General features: G+C 67.9%; 12 protein-coding genes. 3 read left to right on the forward strand and 9 right to left on the reverse strand.

Annotated elements, in window-relative coordinates; translation table 11 throughout:
* Positions 1 to 104: 104 nt before the first annotated feature.
* A complete protein-coding gene (locus F624_RS0118355; RefSeq protein WP_019575801.1) occupies positions 105 to 482 on the reverse strand; it encodes a c-type cytochrome in 378 nt (125 codons plus the stop codon).
* Positions 483 to 790: 308 nt separating this feature from the next.
* Here F624_RS0118355 and F624_RS0118360 point away from each other — a divergent pair, with 308 nt between their 5' ends.
* Positions 791 to 1945, forward strand: coding sequence for a pyridoxal-phosphate-dependent aminotransferase family protein (locus F624_RS0118360; RefSeq protein WP_031255465.1), 1155 nt, complete (start codon positions 791 to 793; stop codon positions 1943 to 1945).
* A 414-nt stretch (positions 1946 to 2359) separates the two neighbouring features.
* On the opposite strand, the gene F624_RS0118365 is transcribed toward F624_RS0118360, so the two are convergent.
* The 6 genes from F624_RS0118365 to purU all read right to left on the reverse strand — a co-directional run bounded on the left by F624_RS0118365 (position 2360) and on the right by purU (position 11297).
* Positions 2360 to 3862, reverse strand: a complete 1503-nt coding sequence (locus tag F624_RS0118365; protein ID WP_019575803.1) for an FAD-linked oxidase C-terminal domain-containing protein — start codon at positions 3860 to 3862, stop codon at positions 2360 to 2362.
* A 251-nt stretch (positions 3863 to 4113) separates the two neighbouring features.
* A complete protein-coding gene (locus F624_RS32630) occupies positions 4114 to 5979 on the reverse strand; it encodes a WS/DGAT/MGAT family O-acyltransferase (RefSeq protein ID WP_084679556.1) in 1866 nt (621 codons plus the stop codon).
* Positions 5980 to 6054: 75 nt separating this feature from the next.
* The gene (locus F624_RS0118375) at positions 6055 to 6873 is read right to left on the reverse strand and encodes an esterase/lipase family protein (protein ID WP_245573674.1); all 819 of its coding nucleotides are present in this window, start codon (positions 6871 to 6873) and stop codon (positions 6055 to 6057) included.
* A gap of 74 nt (positions 6874 to 6947) precedes the next feature.
* Entirely contained in the window at positions 6948 to 8636 is a 1689-nt protein-coding gene (locus tag F624_RS0118380; protein WP_019575806.1) for a long-chain-fatty-acid--CoA ligase, read from the reverse strand.
* 853 nt (positions 8637 to 9489) lie between these two features.
* Complete coding sequence (locus F624_RS0118385) at positions 9490 to 10395, reverse strand: LysR substrate-binding domain-containing protein (protein ID WP_019575807.1); 906 nt, start codon at positions 10393 to 10395, stop codon at positions 9490 to 9492.
* A 53-nt stretch (positions 10396 to 10448) separates the two neighbouring features.
* Positions 10449 to 11297, reverse strand: coding sequence for a formyltetrahydrofolate deformylase (gene purU, locus F624_RS0118390; protein WP_031255468.1), 849 nt, complete (start codon positions 11295 to 11297; stop codon positions 10449 to 10451).
* Between the two features lie 249 nt (positions 11298 to 11546).
* On the opposite strand from purU, the gene F624_RS0118395 reads away from it, so the two are divergent.
* Positions 11547 to 12107 (forward strand): thioredoxin domain-containing protein, encoded by a 561-nt coding sequence (locus F624_RS0118395; RefSeq protein WP_157443512.1) that lies wholly within the window; start codon positions 11547 to 11549, stop codon positions 12105 to 12107.
* Between the two features lie 24 nt (positions 12108 to 12131).
* Here the strand turns inward: F624_RS0118395 and F624_RS0118400 are convergent, their stop codons facing one another.
* Positions 12132 to 13319, reverse strand: a complete 1188-nt coding sequence (locus F624_RS0118400; protein ID WP_019575810.1) for an NAD(P)-binding domain-containing protein — start codon at positions 13317 to 13319, stop codon at positions 12132 to 12134.
* A 297-nt stretch (positions 13320 to 13616) separates the two neighbouring features.
* On the opposite strand from F624_RS0118400, the gene F624_RS0118405 reads away from it, so the two are divergent.
* A complete protein-coding gene (locus tag F624_RS0118405; RefSeq protein WP_169426631.1) occupies positions 13617 to 14678 on the forward strand; it encodes an ATP-grasp domain-containing protein in 1062 nt (353 codons plus the stop codon).
* A 3-nt stretch (positions 14679 to 14681) separates the two neighbouring features.
* Here the strand turns inward: F624_RS0118405 and F624_RS0118410 are convergent, their stop codons facing one another.
* A complete protein-coding gene (locus F624_RS0118410; protein WP_019575812.1) occupies positions 14682 to 15476 on the reverse strand; it encodes a ChaN family lipoprotein in 795 nt (264 codons plus the stop codon).
* Positions 15477 to 15531: the final 55 nt, after the last annotated feature.

Raw genomic sequence — 15531 nt, forward strand, 5'->3', positions numbered from 1 at the left:
TGTCACCTGCTTCGGCCTGGAGCGTTCCAAAAAGTGACAGTGCTGCGCCGCCCCGGGTTTGCCCTGGGGCGGCGTTGTGCTTTCAGCGCGTGCTCAGAGGTTGATCAGGGCAGGTTCAGGATCCAGCCCACCAGCTTGCTCGCATCGGCCTGGCTGATGGCCACGGCATTGGGCGGCATGGCCAGGCCGCTGGCCTGCCCCTTCCAGTGGCTGTTGTAGGGGTTGGAGCCCTGCATCACGGTCTGAACCAGGGTGTCCAGCGCCTGGGCCTGGCCCTTGTACTTGTGGGCCACGTCCTGCCAGTTGGGGCCGATGGGCTTGCTGCCGTCGGCGCTCTTGGCACCGGACTCGATGTGGTGGCAGGTCAGGCAGCCGCTGCCCAGGGCCAGGGCCTTCATCTGGGCGTCCAGCGTGGCGTCGGCCTGTGCGGCCTGGGCGCCCAGCAGCAGGGCGCCGAGCATCAGGGTGGTTTTGAAAGACATGGTCCATCTCCTTGTCGTTGAACGGTGCGGAACACCCCGCGGGGCCCGGCTTGCGCCGGGTTGTGACACACCGTGTCACTTCGTGGGGGCTGAGCGCTCCGGGCGCAAATTCCATGCCTTCAATGGGGTTTTCTGACGGGGCGGCACGGGTGTTTGCGCTGCATCAAATGCAAGCTCGATGGGCTCCGTGGCCCAGGCCGCAGGCGGGGCAGCGGGCCCGCAGGGGCCGTGCTAAAGTGATCCGGTTCCGGGTGGTCAACAGGCACGGATGGCGTGCCCTCTCACCCGGCGTCTGACGGAGACACAACATGCCCGGACTCTTGCCCCAGGTGGACCCCGACGGTCTGCTCGAATTCTCGGTGGTCTACACCGATCGCGCGCTCAACCACATGTCGGCGCGGTTTCGCCGCGTCATGCTCGACATCGGCGACATGCTCAAAGAGGTCTATGGCGCCCACAGTGCCGTGCTGGTGCCCGGCAGCGGCACCTTCGGCATGGAGTCGGTGGCGCGTCAGTTTGCCGGCGGCAAGAAGGTGCTGATTCTGCGCAATGGCTGGTTCAGTTTCCGCTGGTCGCAGATCCTGGAGATGGGCGCCATCACGTCAGAGGTCACGGTGCTCAAGGCGCGTCGCGTGGCCCCCGGGTCTCAGGCCCCCTGGGCCCCGGCCCCCATCGACGAGGTGGTGGCCACCATCCGCGCCGAAAAGCCCGCCGTGGTGTTTGCCCCGCACGTTGAAACCGCCTCGGGCATGATCCTGCCCGACGACTACCTGCGCAGCGTGGCCGAGGCCGTGCACGAGGTGGGCGGCCTGTTCGTGCTGGATTGCATCGCCTCGGGGGCGGTGTGGGTCAACATGCGCGACACCGGTGTTGACGTGCTGATCTCGGCGCCGCAAAAGGGCTGGAGCAGCTCGCCGGCCTGCGCCATGGTGATGATGTCGGAGCGCGCCCGCCAGGCCATCGAAGGCACCACCAGCACCAGTTTTGCCTGCGATCTGAAAAAGTGGCTGCAGATCACCGAGAGCTACGAAAACGGCAGCCACGCCTACCACACCACCATGCCCACCGACGCCCTGGTGCGCCTGCGTGACACCATGAAGGAAACCCAGGCCCTGGGCTTTGCCCGCATGCGCGAAGCGCAATGGGCACTGGGCCGCGGCGTGCGCCAGTTGTTCGAGTCGCGCGGCATCCCCAGCGTGGCAGCGCCTGGCTTCCAGGCCCCCGGGGTGGTGGTGAGCTACACCGAGGACGCCGACATCCAGTCGAGCAAGAAATTCGCCGCCGTGGGCCTGCAGACCGCAGCCGGCGTGCCGCTGCAATGCGACGAGGGCGCCGACTTCCGCACCTTCCGCATCGGCCTGTTCGGCCTCGAAAAATGGCAGAACGTGGAGCGCACCGTCGGCCAACTGGCCGCCGCCCTCGACCAGGTCGGCCACCCCGCCCGCGAACCCGTCGCCGCCTGAGCCCCGCCGCAGCCCGGACGTTCAAGATGAACGCGGCTTTGGCTTTGCTAGGCCGCTGGTGTCGTCCCCTTGGGGGGCGATGGCGTCAAATTGGGGCACTACCCAGACATATGCAACTGGGCGCTGCATCTGAAGAATAGGGGCCGCACCGTTCAAAAGGCTGCGGAGCAAGCCACACCAGCAGACACCGCGGAGCTGGCTTTGCCAGGCCGCTGGTGTCGTCCCCCTCGGGGGCGATGGCGTCAAATTGGGGCCCTACCCAGATATCGGCATTGGGCGCTGCATCTGAACAAGAGGGGCTTCACCGTTCAAAAGGCTGCGGAGCAAGCCACGCCAGCAGACACCGCGGAGCTGGCTTTGCCAGGCCGCTGGTGTCGTCCCCTGGGGGATGGCGCCGAAGGCGACTCAGGGGGGTCAAAATCTAGGTAGATCCGGATGCTTGATCTTCCCGCCGCGCACCAGCTCCTTGCCGTACTCGGCGCAGCGGTGCTTGCTCGGGATCACCTTGCCCGGGTTCAGCAGGCCGCGCGGGTCGAAGGCGCGCTTCACGCCCAGCATCTGCTCGCGCTCCTCGGGGCTGAACTGCACGCACATGCTGTTGAGCTTCTCCACGCCCACGCCGTGCTCGCCGGTCACGGTGCCGCCCATGGCCACGCTGGTTTCCAGGATGTCGGCGCCGAACAGCTCGCAGCGGTGCAGCTGGTCGGGGTCGTTGGCATCGAACAGGATCAGCGGGTGCAGGTTGCCGTCACCGGCGTGGAACACGTTGGCGCAGCGCAGCTGGTACTTCTTCTCCATCTCGCTGATGGCCAGCAGGATGTCGGCCAGGCGCTTGCGCGGGATGGTCGAGTCCATGCACATGTAGTCGGGGCTGATGCGGCCGCTGGCCGGGAAGGCGTTCTTGCGCCCGCTCCAGAAGCGCAGGCGCTCGCCCTCGTCGCGGCTCACCGCGATGGCGGTGGCACCGCAGCGGCGCAGCACCTCGCTCATGCGGCCGATTTCTTCTTCGACCTCTTCGGGCGTGCCGTCGCTCTCGCACAGCAGAATGGCTTCGGCGTTCAGGTCGTAGCCCGCGTGCACAAAGTCTTCCACGGCGGCGGTCATGGGCTTGTCCATCATCTCCAGGCCGGCCGGGATGATGCCGGCGGCAATCACCTCAGCCACCGCATCGCCGGCTTTGCGCATGTCGTCAAAGCTGGCCATGATGCAGCGCGCCAGTTGCGGCTTGGGCACCAGCTTCACCGTGACCTCGGTGGTCACGGCCAGCATGCCTTCGCTGCCGATCACGATGGACAGCAGGTCCAGGCCCGGGCAGTCCAGGGCATCGCTGCCGAACTCGACGGCTTCGCCGGCCATGGTGTAGCCGCGCACCTTGAGCACGTTGTGCACCGTCAGCCCGTATTTCAGGCAGTGCACGCCGCCTGAGTTTTCGGCCACATTGCCGCCGATGGTGCAGGCAATCTGGCTGCTGGGGTCGGGCGCGTAGTACAGGCCGAAGGGGGCCGCGGCCTCGCTGATGGCCAGGTTGCGCACGCCGCCCTGGACCACCGCGGTGCGGCTGGCCGGGTCGATGCGCACGATCTGGTTGAACTTGGCCAGCGACATCGTGACCCCCATCTTGTGCGGCATGGCGCCCCCCGACAGGCCGGTGCCAGCCCCGCGGGCCACCACCGGCACCTGCAGTTCGTGGCAGGCCTGCAGCACGGCCTGCACCTCGTCTTCGGTTTCGGGCAGAGCCACGACCAGCGGGCGCTCGCGGTAGGCCGTCAGGCCGTCGCACTCGTAGGGCACGGTGTCTTCGTTGTGCCACAGCAGGGCATGGGCGGGCAGCACGGCCTGCAGGGCCGCCACCACCTGGGCCTGGCGCTCGGCGCGGTGGCGGTGGTCGGTGGTCGGCGCGGACAAGGAGGCGTTCATGGCATGGATCCGGACGGTTTCTGGACAACAGCGTGCACGCCAGCGCAGGCCGGCGGCAAGAGCCGGTAATTTAAGCCCAAACCGCGGGCGCCGGCCATGAAGTTTCTTTCAGCAATGCGTGAAGAAAATGCCCCCTGCCAGGGGGCTGCCAGGGGGCTGGCAGGGGGCTGGCAGGGGGCGAAAGGGCGCGAAAGGGCGCGAAAGGGCGCGCAAGGGCGCCCGCAGCCTACTCAGGCAAGGGCGAAGGGGCTTCAGGCAGCGCTGGTCGCGGCGCTGGCGCTCGCCGGGGTGGGCGAGGTGCTGCTGCCGCTGTCTGCAACGGCTGGGCTGGTCGCGGTGCCCGTGGTGGTGCCTGGGGCCACCGTGGTTTTTGCCGCTGCGGCACGGCTGCGGGGGCTGGCCGGGCGTTTGGCCGCGGCCGGCGTAGCGACTGCAGCCAGGCTGCGGGCCTTGGCGGCCGGGCGGGGCGTGCGGCTGCGTGCGGCCGTGGGGGCCGGGCTGGATGCAGCCGCTGGCTTGCTGATGGCGGTGGTTCTGCTGCGCCGCGGGGCGGGCGCTGGCGAGGCCTTCGCTGCGTCAGCTTGCGCCGCATCCTGACTGGGGCCGGTGGGGGCGGCCGAGGCGCTCTTGCGGGGCAAGGCGGTCTTGTCTGTGGCTTTGGCGGGTGCCGCTGAAACCACTGGCTTGCCGCCGTTGGCTTCAGCCTGGCGGGCCAGCGCCAGCAGCTGCTGGTGCTCCTCCAGCACAAAGTCGGCCAGCTCGTGGATCTGGGGCACGGCCTGGCGGCAGGCGATCAGCCCATAGTCCACCCGGCCGTTGTAGCTTTGCACCGTCACGTTCAGGGCCATGCCATGGGTGGGGATGGACAAGGGGTAGTAGCAGACCACGCGGGCGCCCGCGCAGTAGAGGGGGTCCTGGATGCCCGCCACGTTCGAGATCACCACATTGGCCAGGGGCGGCAATTGGTTGATGAGCTTGGAGCGCGCCAGCATGGTGTTGAGGCCCGAGATCAGCCAGGGTGCCGCGAAGATGGGGTAGTCGGTGGGGATGGCCGCCTTGATCTGGCCCATCACCCCCTTGTTGGCCTGGGCCGCGTCGTGGATGGCATGGAAGCGCTGGGCGCGGTCGCCTTCCTGGGTGCACAGCGGCACCACCATCATGCTGACCTGGTTGTTGGCCCGGCTGTCACCCGGTGTGCGCAGGCTGACCGGAACGGCCGCGGTGAGGGACTTGTCGGGCAGGCAGCCCAGCTCGGTCAGGTAGCGGCGCAGGGCGCCCGAGGTGGTGGCCATCACCACATCATTGACCGAGCCCCCCAGGTGCTTGGCCATGTATTTGACTTCGGCCAGCGGCACGGTGCGGGCGGCAAAAGAGCGCTGGTTGGTGATGGTGACGTTGAACGGGGTACGGGGCGCCAGCAGTTGCAGGCTTTTTGGCAGACGCCAACTGCGTTTGCCGTCCTCGCCCGGGGTGGGCAGCAGCACGGTCTTGGCGGCGCGGGCCATGCTGGGGGTCATGCGCAGCAGCTTGAGGTACTGGCGCCCGGTGTTCTTGAGCGCCGCGGCGGCCAGTTCGGCCACCCCCAGGTCGCGCTGGCGTGCCGGCGGGCGCGGCAGCGGAGCGGGAACCACCCGGCCACTGGCCACCCGGTCAAACAGGGCGTTGCCCAGGGCCACGCCCGACTGGCCGTCGATGCCGCAGTGGTGCACCTTGAGGTACAGCGCCACCTGGCCGCTCTTGAGGCCGGTGATCACGGCCACCTCCCACAGCGGGCGGCTGCGGTCCAGCAGCGAGGAATGCAGCCGGGCCACCAGGGCCTGCAGCTGGGCGTTGCTGCCCGGTGAGGGCAGGGTGATGGGGCGCACGTGGTAGTCCCAGTCGATGTCGTCGTCACGCACCCACACCGGGTCGGACATGTCGAAGGGCATCAGGGCCAGCCGACGGGTCAGCAGGTCGGCCAGGTGCTGGCGCTCCTGCAGGTGGTGGCGCACGTCTTCGCAGTAGTCGCCCTGGTAGCCCTCGGGCAGGTCGAGGACGTGCAGCGAGGCCACATGCATCGGGGTTTCGGGACTTTCAACATGAAGAAAGGTGGCGTCTAGGCCGCTCAGGTGATCCATGGGGGTCTCCGGTTGGATGGGTTGGAGGGATGAGCTTGGTTTTTTGGGGGAGGCTGGCGAGGGGTCGGGTCGGCTTCAGCGCGAGGGCAATCGGCGTGGAAACAGCCAGCGCTCGGGCGGCGGCGGGTCGAACTTCTGCCAGTTGTCTTCGGCCTGGGCCAGGCGGTCGCCCACCGCGTACCAGACCAGGGGGTTGAAGCCCAGGCCCAGGTGGCTGGCGCTGTTGATCTCGATGTTGTCGGTGGCGTCGCTGTCGTGCTCGACCGAGGCCGCCCAGGCCACCACGCTGTCGCCGCGCGAGTAGATCGAGGTGGTGGGCACGGGCGGGGCGCAGTCGCCGCGGAAGGACTTGATGTGCTCCGGACGGGTTTCGTTGAACTGCTTGTAGATCTGCCACACCAGGGGGTTGGAGTCGGCGCCGGGCGTGCCATACAGCGGGCTGCCCAGGCTCATCACCTGGCGCGTCAATTCGGGCTCCTGGCGGGCCAGTTCGCGGGCGAACAGGCCGCCCAGGCTCCAGCCGATCAGGCTGACCTTGCCCCCGCTGTCGCGGTGCATCTGCTGCAGGCGTTCGCACAGGCCCTCCTGCACGCCGGGGCGTGGGCCCAGGTTGCGACCCTGGCCCCAGCCGCGCGCCTGGTAGCCCAGGCGCTTCAGAAACTGCCGCAGCGGGCGGGTGGAGGCGTCGGAGGCCATCAGGCCCGGCATCACCAGCACGGCGTGGCCGTCACCACGCGGCACGCGCTGCAGCAGCCAGGGCAGGGCCAGCGGGATGGTACTGGCTTCGATGAAGGCGCGCCCTTCGATCATGGCCAGCCAGGCCGGTGGCGGGCCATCAACAGGTTGGGGTGACCAGGGCGAGAGCGAGGTACGCCAGGAAAAGATATTGGGCAAAAGAGCTCCTGTGAGTGAGGGCGGAGGGCGGCTGCCCCGGTTGTGCGGGGGGCCGGAGTCCGGGGTGGATCGGCTTAGGGGCGCTGGGTCAGCTCTTCGCGCAGCATCTGCTTGGAGAGCTTGCCCACGGCGGTCTTGGGCAGTTCGGCGCGCAGCTCCAGGGCCTGCACCATCTCGTGCTTGCCCAGGTGGTCGCGCAGATAGGCCTGCAGTTCTTCGAGCGTCAAGGTGTCGCCGGCCTGGCGCAGGCTGACGTAGGCCTTGGGCGACTGGCCGCGGTAGGGGTCGTCCTGCCCGATCACCATCACTTCGCGCACCCGTGGGTGGGTGTAGATGGCCTCTTCGATCACCCGCGGGTAGACATTGAAGCCGCTGCACAGCAGCATGTCCTTGCTGCGGTCGACCAGGGTCAGAAAGCCGTCCGCGTCCAGACGACCCACGTCACCGGTGCGGAAGAAGCCGTCGGCGGTGAAGCTGTCGCGCGTGGCCTGGGGGTTCTTCCAGTAGCCCTGCATCACCTGGGGGCCGGCGATCACGATCTCGCCGATCTCGCCCACGGGCACGGGTTCATCGTGGCCACCCAGCCGCAGGATGCGGATCTCGACCTGGGGCGAGGGGATGCCGCAGGCACCGGGCTTGCGCAGGCCGGTGGTGGGGGTGAAGGTGCCGATCGAGCTGGTCTCGGTCATGCCCCAGCCCTCGGACAGCATGCAGTGGCTCATGGCCTCGAACTGGTGCAGCAGCTCGACCGGCAGCGGGGCGCCACCCGAGGCGCAGGTCTTGAGCGAATGCAGGTCGTAGCGGGCGGCATCGGGGTGGTTGACCAGGGCGGTGAACATGGTGGGCACGCCCGGAAAGCAGCTGATGCGCTTGGTGGCGATGTCGTGCAGGATCTGGCCGGGGTCGAACTTGAGCACCAGCACCAGCTCGGCCCCCAGTTTCACGCCCATCAGCAGGTTGACCACCATGGCGTACACATGGAACAGGGGCAGGGCCACCAGCATCCGTTCCTGGCCGGGCTTGAGCTGTTCGCCGCTCAGCGAGCTGACTTCGCTCACCTGGTCGGTTGCCGCGCTCAGGTTGGCGTGGCTCAGCATTGCGCCCTTGGGGTGGCCGGTGGTGCCGCCGGTGTATTGCAGCACCGCGATCTCATCGAGCCCGCCGGCCCCGGCCGAGCGCACCGGCCGTGCGCCCTGGCGGAACAAGGCGGCGTAACGCAAGACCTGGGGCCCCGCCGTGGGCACATAGGGGGCATCTTGACGCAGGTGGGCGTCGGCTGTTGCCTCGTCGGCGCCAAAGTCGTCCAGCGAGCCCACCAGCAGGTGGCGCAGCCGGGTCTGGCCCGGCAGGTCATGCACCTGTCCGTACAGGGCCGGCAGATCGAGCGTGAACAGCAGATCGGTCTCGCTGTCTTCGATCTTGTGGGCAATGGTGTTGCGCGCGTCCAGCGGCGAGTAGTTGACCACGGTGCCGCCCGCGCGCAGCACGGCAAAGAAGCTCACCACATAGTGCGGGGTGTTGGGCAGGTACAGCCCCACGTGCACGCCGGGCCCCACGCCCAGGTATTGCAGACCGGCGGCCAGCTCATCCACCCGGCGGTCCAGCTCCTGGTAGCTCATGCGTCGGCCCTGGAAATCCAGCGCCGGCTGGGCGGGCCAGCGGCGGGCCGCATCGCTCAGCAGTTGATCGACGCGCCGCGGCGACAGGGCCATGTCCCAACGGGCCCCTTCGGGGTAGGACGCGATCCAGGGAAATGCTTTCATGGGGTACCTCATGAGAAAGTCGATGAATGGCGCCAGCCCTCCTCAGGCCACGCCAGCCACCCAATTTCCAACAGCCACCCCAGCCCTTCGTGTCGCGCACAGAACTGAGAAAAGTAATAAAAAATCAGCCATGTACTTCGGCTGTAAGCCTTGTGCCCAAACAGGGTTTGGGAGATTCGCAAGGTGTTTTTTGTTGCTGTCTGCGTGCTCACCTCCCAGCAGGCGAAAGCCCCCCCTGACCGCCCATCGCCGCTGGTCAGCCAGCCCGTGAAGCGAAGAGCGTCCGTGCCCCGCGGCCGCAAGCAGGAGCGACACAAAGTGAGCGGGCCGTCAGGCCCCCTTCTGAATTCAGCCAGCCTTCAACGAAGAGGTCAGGCCGGCGCCGGGCCGCCCCAAGGCGGCCTGCGGCCCCCCGGGGGGCAGGGAGTGACACGGAGTGCACGACCGTGGGGGCTCACAGTCCAGGCCGGCGCCGGGCCGCCCCAAGGCGGCCTGCGGCCCCTCCGGGGGGGCAGCGACCACACGAAGTGGGGGAGCGTGGGGGCGCACAGTCCAGCCCACCGCCCGGCCGCCCGAAGGTGGGCTGCGGCCCGTCTGGGGGCCGTGCGTGACACGCAGTGAGGGGGCCGACAGGCCCCCTTGGGGCTCCAGCAAGCCTACAACGAAGGAGTCAGGCCGGCGCCGGGCCGCCCCAAGGCGGCCTGCGGCCCCCTCCGGGGGGCAGGGAGTGACACGGAATGCACGACCGTGGGGGCTCACAGTCCAGGCCGGCGCCGGGCCGCCCCAAGGCGGCCTGCGGCCCCCTCGGGGGGCAGGGAGTGACACGAAGTGCACGACCGTGGGGGCTAACAATTCACAGAATTGCTTTGCGCAACCACTCCGCAAAGGCAGAACATTCCCAGCGGTCCATCGAGCCGGTGCGCCAGCACAGGTAGTGCGCGTGCGGGCTGGTCACGTTGCGGTCGTACAGCCGCACCAGGGAGCCGGCCTCCAGCCAGGGACGGCCCAGCTTGAGCCGCACCAGGGCCACGCCCATGCCGGCCGAGGCGGCGTCGCACATCAGGCCCACGTCGTTGAATTGAGAGCCTTCGGCCGGCTCGGGCCAGTCCAGGTTGTGGGCCGCGAACCAGGTGCGCCAGGGCTCCAGCGGGCTGCGCAGCAAGGGCACGCCCTCCAGATCTTCGGGGCGGTCGAACGGGCCGTGCTCGCGCACAAAGGCGGGCGAGGCCAGGGGGGTCACGTCGTCACCCGCCAGCTTGATGTGCTCCAGGTCGGCATAGCGCCCCGGGCCGAAGCGCACGATCAGGTCGGCGTCCTCGGCAATCACGTCCAGCAGCGGGATCGACACGTGCAGGGCCAGATCGATCTCAGGGTAGGCCTCGGTGAACTGCTTCAGGCGCGGGATCAGGATGGAGCGTGCAAATGTGGGCGTCACCGCCAGCTTGAGCTTGCGCTTGCCGCTCACCCCGGGGGCCCCCGGGAACTTCTGCAGCGCGTCCAGCCCTTCGCGCACATGGGCCAGGTATTCGCTGCCTTCTGTGGTCAGCGAGAAGTCGGCCCGCCCGAACAGCTTGGTGCCGATGATCTGTTCGAGCTGGCGCACCCGGTGGCTCACCGCACTCGGGGTGACGCACAGTTCTTCGGCGGCCTGGGTCACGCTGCGCAGGCGCGCCAGGGCCTCGAAGGTGAGCAGGCACTGGATGGGCGGGATCCGCTGGGCCTTGTTGCTGCCGGCGTTGGGGCGGTTGTCTTCGTCCATGTCGTTCCTGGGCCTGGCGGGCCGCATGTCAGCAGCCCAGTGGGCCGGGCGGTTTACTTGAAGATCACCGTCTTGTGACCGTTGAGCAACACGCGGTGTTCGCTGTGCCACTTCACGGCACGGGCCAGCACCTGGCTCTCGGTGTCGCGGCCGAGGGCGGTCAGGTCTTCCACCGTGCGGCTGTGGTCCACACGGGCCACGTCCTGTTCGATGATCGGGCCTTCGTCGAGGTCGGCCGTCACGTAGTGAGCGGTGGCACCGATCAGCTTCACGCCACGGTCATGCGCCTGGTAGTAGGGCTTGGCACCCTTGAAGCTGGGCAGGAAGCTGTGGTGGATGTTGATCGCCCGTCCGGCCAGCTTGCGGCACAGGTCGTCGCTCAGGATCTGCATGTAGCGCGCCAGCACCACCAGTTCGGCGCCTTCGGCTTCGATGATCTCGAACTGGCGTGCCTCGGCCTGGGCCTTGGTGGCGGCCGTCACGGGGATGTGGTGGAAGGGCACGTTGTAGCTGGCGGCCAGCTGGTAGAACTCGCGGTGGTTGCTGATGATGGCGCGGATGTCCAGTGGCAGCAGGCCCGACTTCCAGCGGAACAGCAGGTCGTTCAGGCAGTGGCCCTCCTTGCTCACCAGCAGCACGGTGCGCACGGGCTCGGAGGTGGCGTGCAGGCTCCATTTCATGGCGAAGCCGTCGGCAAACGGGGTCAGCTGGGCCTTGAGTTCGTCGTGGTTCAACGTGTCGCAGGCGAACTGAACGCGCATGAAGAACAGGCCGGTGGCCGGGTCGTTGTACTGCGCCGCTTCCTCGATGTTGCCACCCCGTTCGAGCAGGAATCCGGACACGGCGTGAACAATCCCCGTTCGGTCGGGGCAGGACAGGGTGAGAATATAGGCTTTGGTCATAACCCCCGGATTGTCGCAGCACTCGACCGGGCGCGACGACGAGCGGGTATCGATGAGCGGGTAGGCGTGGCTTTGCACGCCCACGTGATTGATCGGCCTGGGAGGGCTCATGGCGTCAGGGGATGACCACTGCTTTGATCTGATCCGAAAATACAAAATACCTGCCAGTGCGCTGCAGGCTCTGAAGCTGGCCCCGGGTGACCGGGCTGGGCCAGGCCTACCAGAAGGCGCCGCAAAGGAGAACATGTCATGAGCAAGGACTCGGGAACTTCATCGACGGCGCATCGTGTGCGCTGGGGCATTGGTTTGCTGGTGTTGGTGCTTCTGGTGGCGGGGGGCTACCAGTTGCGCAAATCCTGGCAGGCGCAGGAGTCATCAGCTCAGGCCCCAGCCTGGCCTGAGCTGGCCTTGCCGCAGCTGGCCGATGCAGCCCGCATGGGGCCGGCCCAGTGGCGTGGCCAGTCGCGCGTGGTGCATCTGTGGGCGTCGTGGTGCCTGTCTTGCCGCGAAGAGGCGCCCAACATGCTGGCGCTGGCGGCCACCCTCAGGGCCGATGGGCGTGCTGAGCAGTTGATCGGACTGAACGGCGGCGACAAGAGCCAGGATGCCGTCAACTACCTGGCTTACTTCGGCAATCCTTACTGGACATCCCTGGTCGATACCGATGGCGAGTTGCAGCGGCGCCTGGGCGGTGGCAAACCGCCCCAGACCTGGGTGCTGAACCCTCAGGGGCGCATCGTGTTCCAGATTTCGGGGCCGCTCACCCTTGATGTGATCCGCCACGAGATCCTGCCCCGCCTCAAGGACTGAAGGGGGGGCAGGCCCAGGCGGCGCTCAGGCCAGGGCACGAGCCAGTCGGCGGGCGGCGAAGTCTGCGCCGTAGGCAAACCGCAGCAAGGGGCCGAAGCTGTTGGCTGCGATCGCCCCTGCAAAGTACAGGCCAGGAACAGACGATTGGAAATGGCGGTCCAGCACCGGTGCACGCGCCACGGTGCGGATGCGCTCGCGCAGCGACGGGGCCAGAAAAGCCAGTTGATCGAGGTTGCTGCGGTAGCCGGTGGCCGCGATCACATGATCGACCCGCAAGCTGGGTTGACTGCCATCGGCTGCCAGAAACTCCAGCACCACCTGGCCTTGCTCCAGGGTGGCTGAGCGCAACTGCCAGCCTTCGTGCACCGGCAGTTTGCCCAGCACCTGGTCTCGCACAAACCAACCCGGGGCAGGCCCCAGATGGCGCTCGACCGCGCGCAGTCGAAGGGACTCTGGCAGGGCGTGAAAGACCAGCGGGAAGTTCGTGCACATGAACGATTTCCACCCGGGGCCCAGTCCCGAGTCCGGCTGACGCAGGCGTTGCACCAGCGAGCGTGGGCCCGCTGGCGGGTTGTGAAAGCGAACCGGGTGGCGCGACACCAGTTCGGCCCGGGCACCGCCCATCTGCAACAGCCCCGCCGTGTCGCCAGCGGAGGCCCCTCCACCCAGCACCGCCACATGGCGACCTGCGAAGAGGCTCAGGTCGGTGTGCTGCGAGCTGTGGCTCAGGTGGCTGGCCGGCAAGCCGCGAAGGGCCTCCGGCACGTAAGCAAATGGCTTGATGCCGGTGGCCACCACCACGCGGCCCGCTTGCACGGTGCTTCCGTCAGGGAGGGCCAGAGAGAAGTGATCGCCCTGCTGTGTCACCGATTGCACCAGGGTCGGGTCGACATCGGGCACCAGCTTGCGCTGGAATGCTTCGGCATAGTCACAAAACGTTTCCAGCGTGACGGGCAGGCCCATGTCGGCATACGGCACACCCTGGGCCTGGCACCAGGCCTGCAGGGGGTAGCCCCCGCCCGGGGCCGACAGGCTGGAAGCAAAACCATCCGACTTCAGGCACATGCCCCGGGGCATGTGATCCCGCCAGAACGACATGGTCTGACCGAACACCTTGATTCGCCGTTGGGTGGGGCGCAGGTGGGCGGCCAGTGAAAGACCGTAAGGGCCTGCACCCAGGACGGCGATATCGACATCGGTGACTGAACTCAATCGAACTCCCATGGGTAGTTGGTTCCCCGGCTCAGTCAAGGCCGGTGGTCATCTTTATAATTTTATTAACATATTCTTACACCAACATGCATGCATCGCCGGCTCCGGCGATCTTCGCCGGGGAGCCTCGTCACCTTGAAAAAACCTGCCCTCCTGCTGGTCACCGGCAAATGGTGGCCCGCGGCGGCCCGTCTCGCCCTGGCTTTGGTTCAGCAGGGGTGCCGGGTTGACGTGCTCTGCCCAACCGGCCATCCTGTGCTGCAGGTGCCGGGCCTGAGGCGCTGCTGGCACTTCGCGATGCGCGACTCCCTGGGCAGCCTGCGCGCTGTGCTGGGGCCAGGGAACGATTACCGGATGATCCTGCCCTGCGACGACGAGGTGGTGGCTCAGCTGATCACCCTGCATGAGCAGGTGCCGGTGCTGCGCAGCCTGATCGAGCAGTCCATCGGCCCAGCCCCCGCACACGCCACGCTGCTGCAGCGGCATCAAATGCTGGTGACGGCCCGGTCGCTGGGGCTGGACGTGCCCGAGCACCGCCACCTTGACTCGCCCCAGGACCTGCTGTTTTGGTTCCGCGAAGGCCATGGCCGCAGCGTGCTCAAACGGGACCTGAGCTTCGGCGGCGCTGGTGTGCGGGTGGTGAATGACCTGGCTGAGGCGGAACAGGCCTGTCGGGCCTTCTCCCGTTCGCTGAGTTGGCGCGCCCTGCTGCGGCGACTGGTGGTCGAGCGCGATCCCCTGGCCTGGTGGAGTCGGCGCCTGCCCGGGCGTGGCCAAGTGCTGGTGCAGCGCTTCATCGAAGGACAACCCGCCAACACCTTGATGCTGTGTGAGCAGGGGCGTGTGCTGGCCCTGCTGTCTCTGGTGGCGGTGGAGACGCACGGCTCCACGGGCTATGCCACGGTGGTGCGCCGCATCCGTCATCCGGGCATGGCGGCCGCCGCGGAGCGGCTCTGTGCCCATCTGCAGCTGACGGGCTTGCATGGCCTGGATTTCATGCTCGAAAAGGGCAGCGACCGCGCCTGGCTGATCGAACTCAATCCGCGCTGCACCCAGTCGGCCCACCTGGCCTGGGACGATCAACCCAGTCTCGCGGCGGTGCTGGCGGCACGCCTGCGTGGTCATCCGCCGCTGGCCGTGCGACAGGCGCTGAGCAACGATCTGGTGTCTCTGTTTCCGCAGGTGCCCCAGGGCCAGGCGCTGGGCGAGCACGATGTGCCCCACGGCCAGCCGGCCCTGGTCCAGGCCCTGGCCGACAAACCCTGGCCGCAACGGCTTTGGACTTACCGTCTGCAGACCCGGTTGCGCCCGCCCAGGGTGGTGGGTCGGGTGCGCTATGAGGATCCGCCCGCGGCTTGAGACTCAGTTCAGTCGCATGCGTTGGCGCAACTCGCTGCAGTGATCGCGTTCGGTCTGATGTGGGCTGACCCACAGCAGATCGGTCTCTGCCGACCCGCCCGGGCGGCGCAAGCTCGTCGCGACCTCACTGCCTTCCACCGCGGCCACCAGCACGCGGGTGTTCAGCTCGTCGGGCAGGTGCGCCGGAATGCCCACCGAGCGCAGCACATGGCCCGCCCCGGCCAGCAGCAGCACGGTGCGGCTCGGCGGACGCGGGGCCTTCATCACGGCCTGGGCCATGGCCAGGTCACGCGCGATCTGGATGCGGGTCATGGGGGCGACCTGGGCCTCGTCCAGCAGGCCGCAGTGGCTGTCGCGGATGGCGGCACGCTGGCGCTCCAGCGCCGGCTGCAGCAGGCGCAGGTCCAGGCTCAGGTCTTTCATGGCGTGCCGCTGGCGCTCGCGGGGCAGGTTGGCGCCCAGCACCGGCACCCCGGCCTCTACGGCCGCCATGATGGCTGGCGCGTAGTCGGCCCAGGGCCAGCCCGCGTCGTTCCATTGCAGCGCCTGCTTGACCTGCGCCTCCTTGGCATTGCGGGGCAGGCCGCGGGTGTCGTGGCCCTGATCGACCATCTCGAGCAGCAGGGCGGACAGTCGGTTCTGCACCGCGAGGATTTCGACCACCTGGCGCTCCCATTGGTGGTGGGCCGGGGCATCGTGCTGCTCGCCCAGCAGCAGCACATCGGCCGGCAGCAGGCTGGAGAGCTGGCGCGCCGGCAGGTCGGACGAGCTGCTGGCACAGCCCAGCAGGGCGGCCATGGCAAAGCAGCACGCCAGCCATGCCCGGATGCGAGGGCGTTCAAGACAAGGGAAA

The organism is Curvibacter lanceolatus ATCC 14669, from assembly GCF_000381265.1.
GTDB lineage: Bacteria > Pseudomonadota > Gammaproteobacteria > Burkholderiales > Burkholderiaceae_C > Curvibacter > Curvibacter lanceolatus.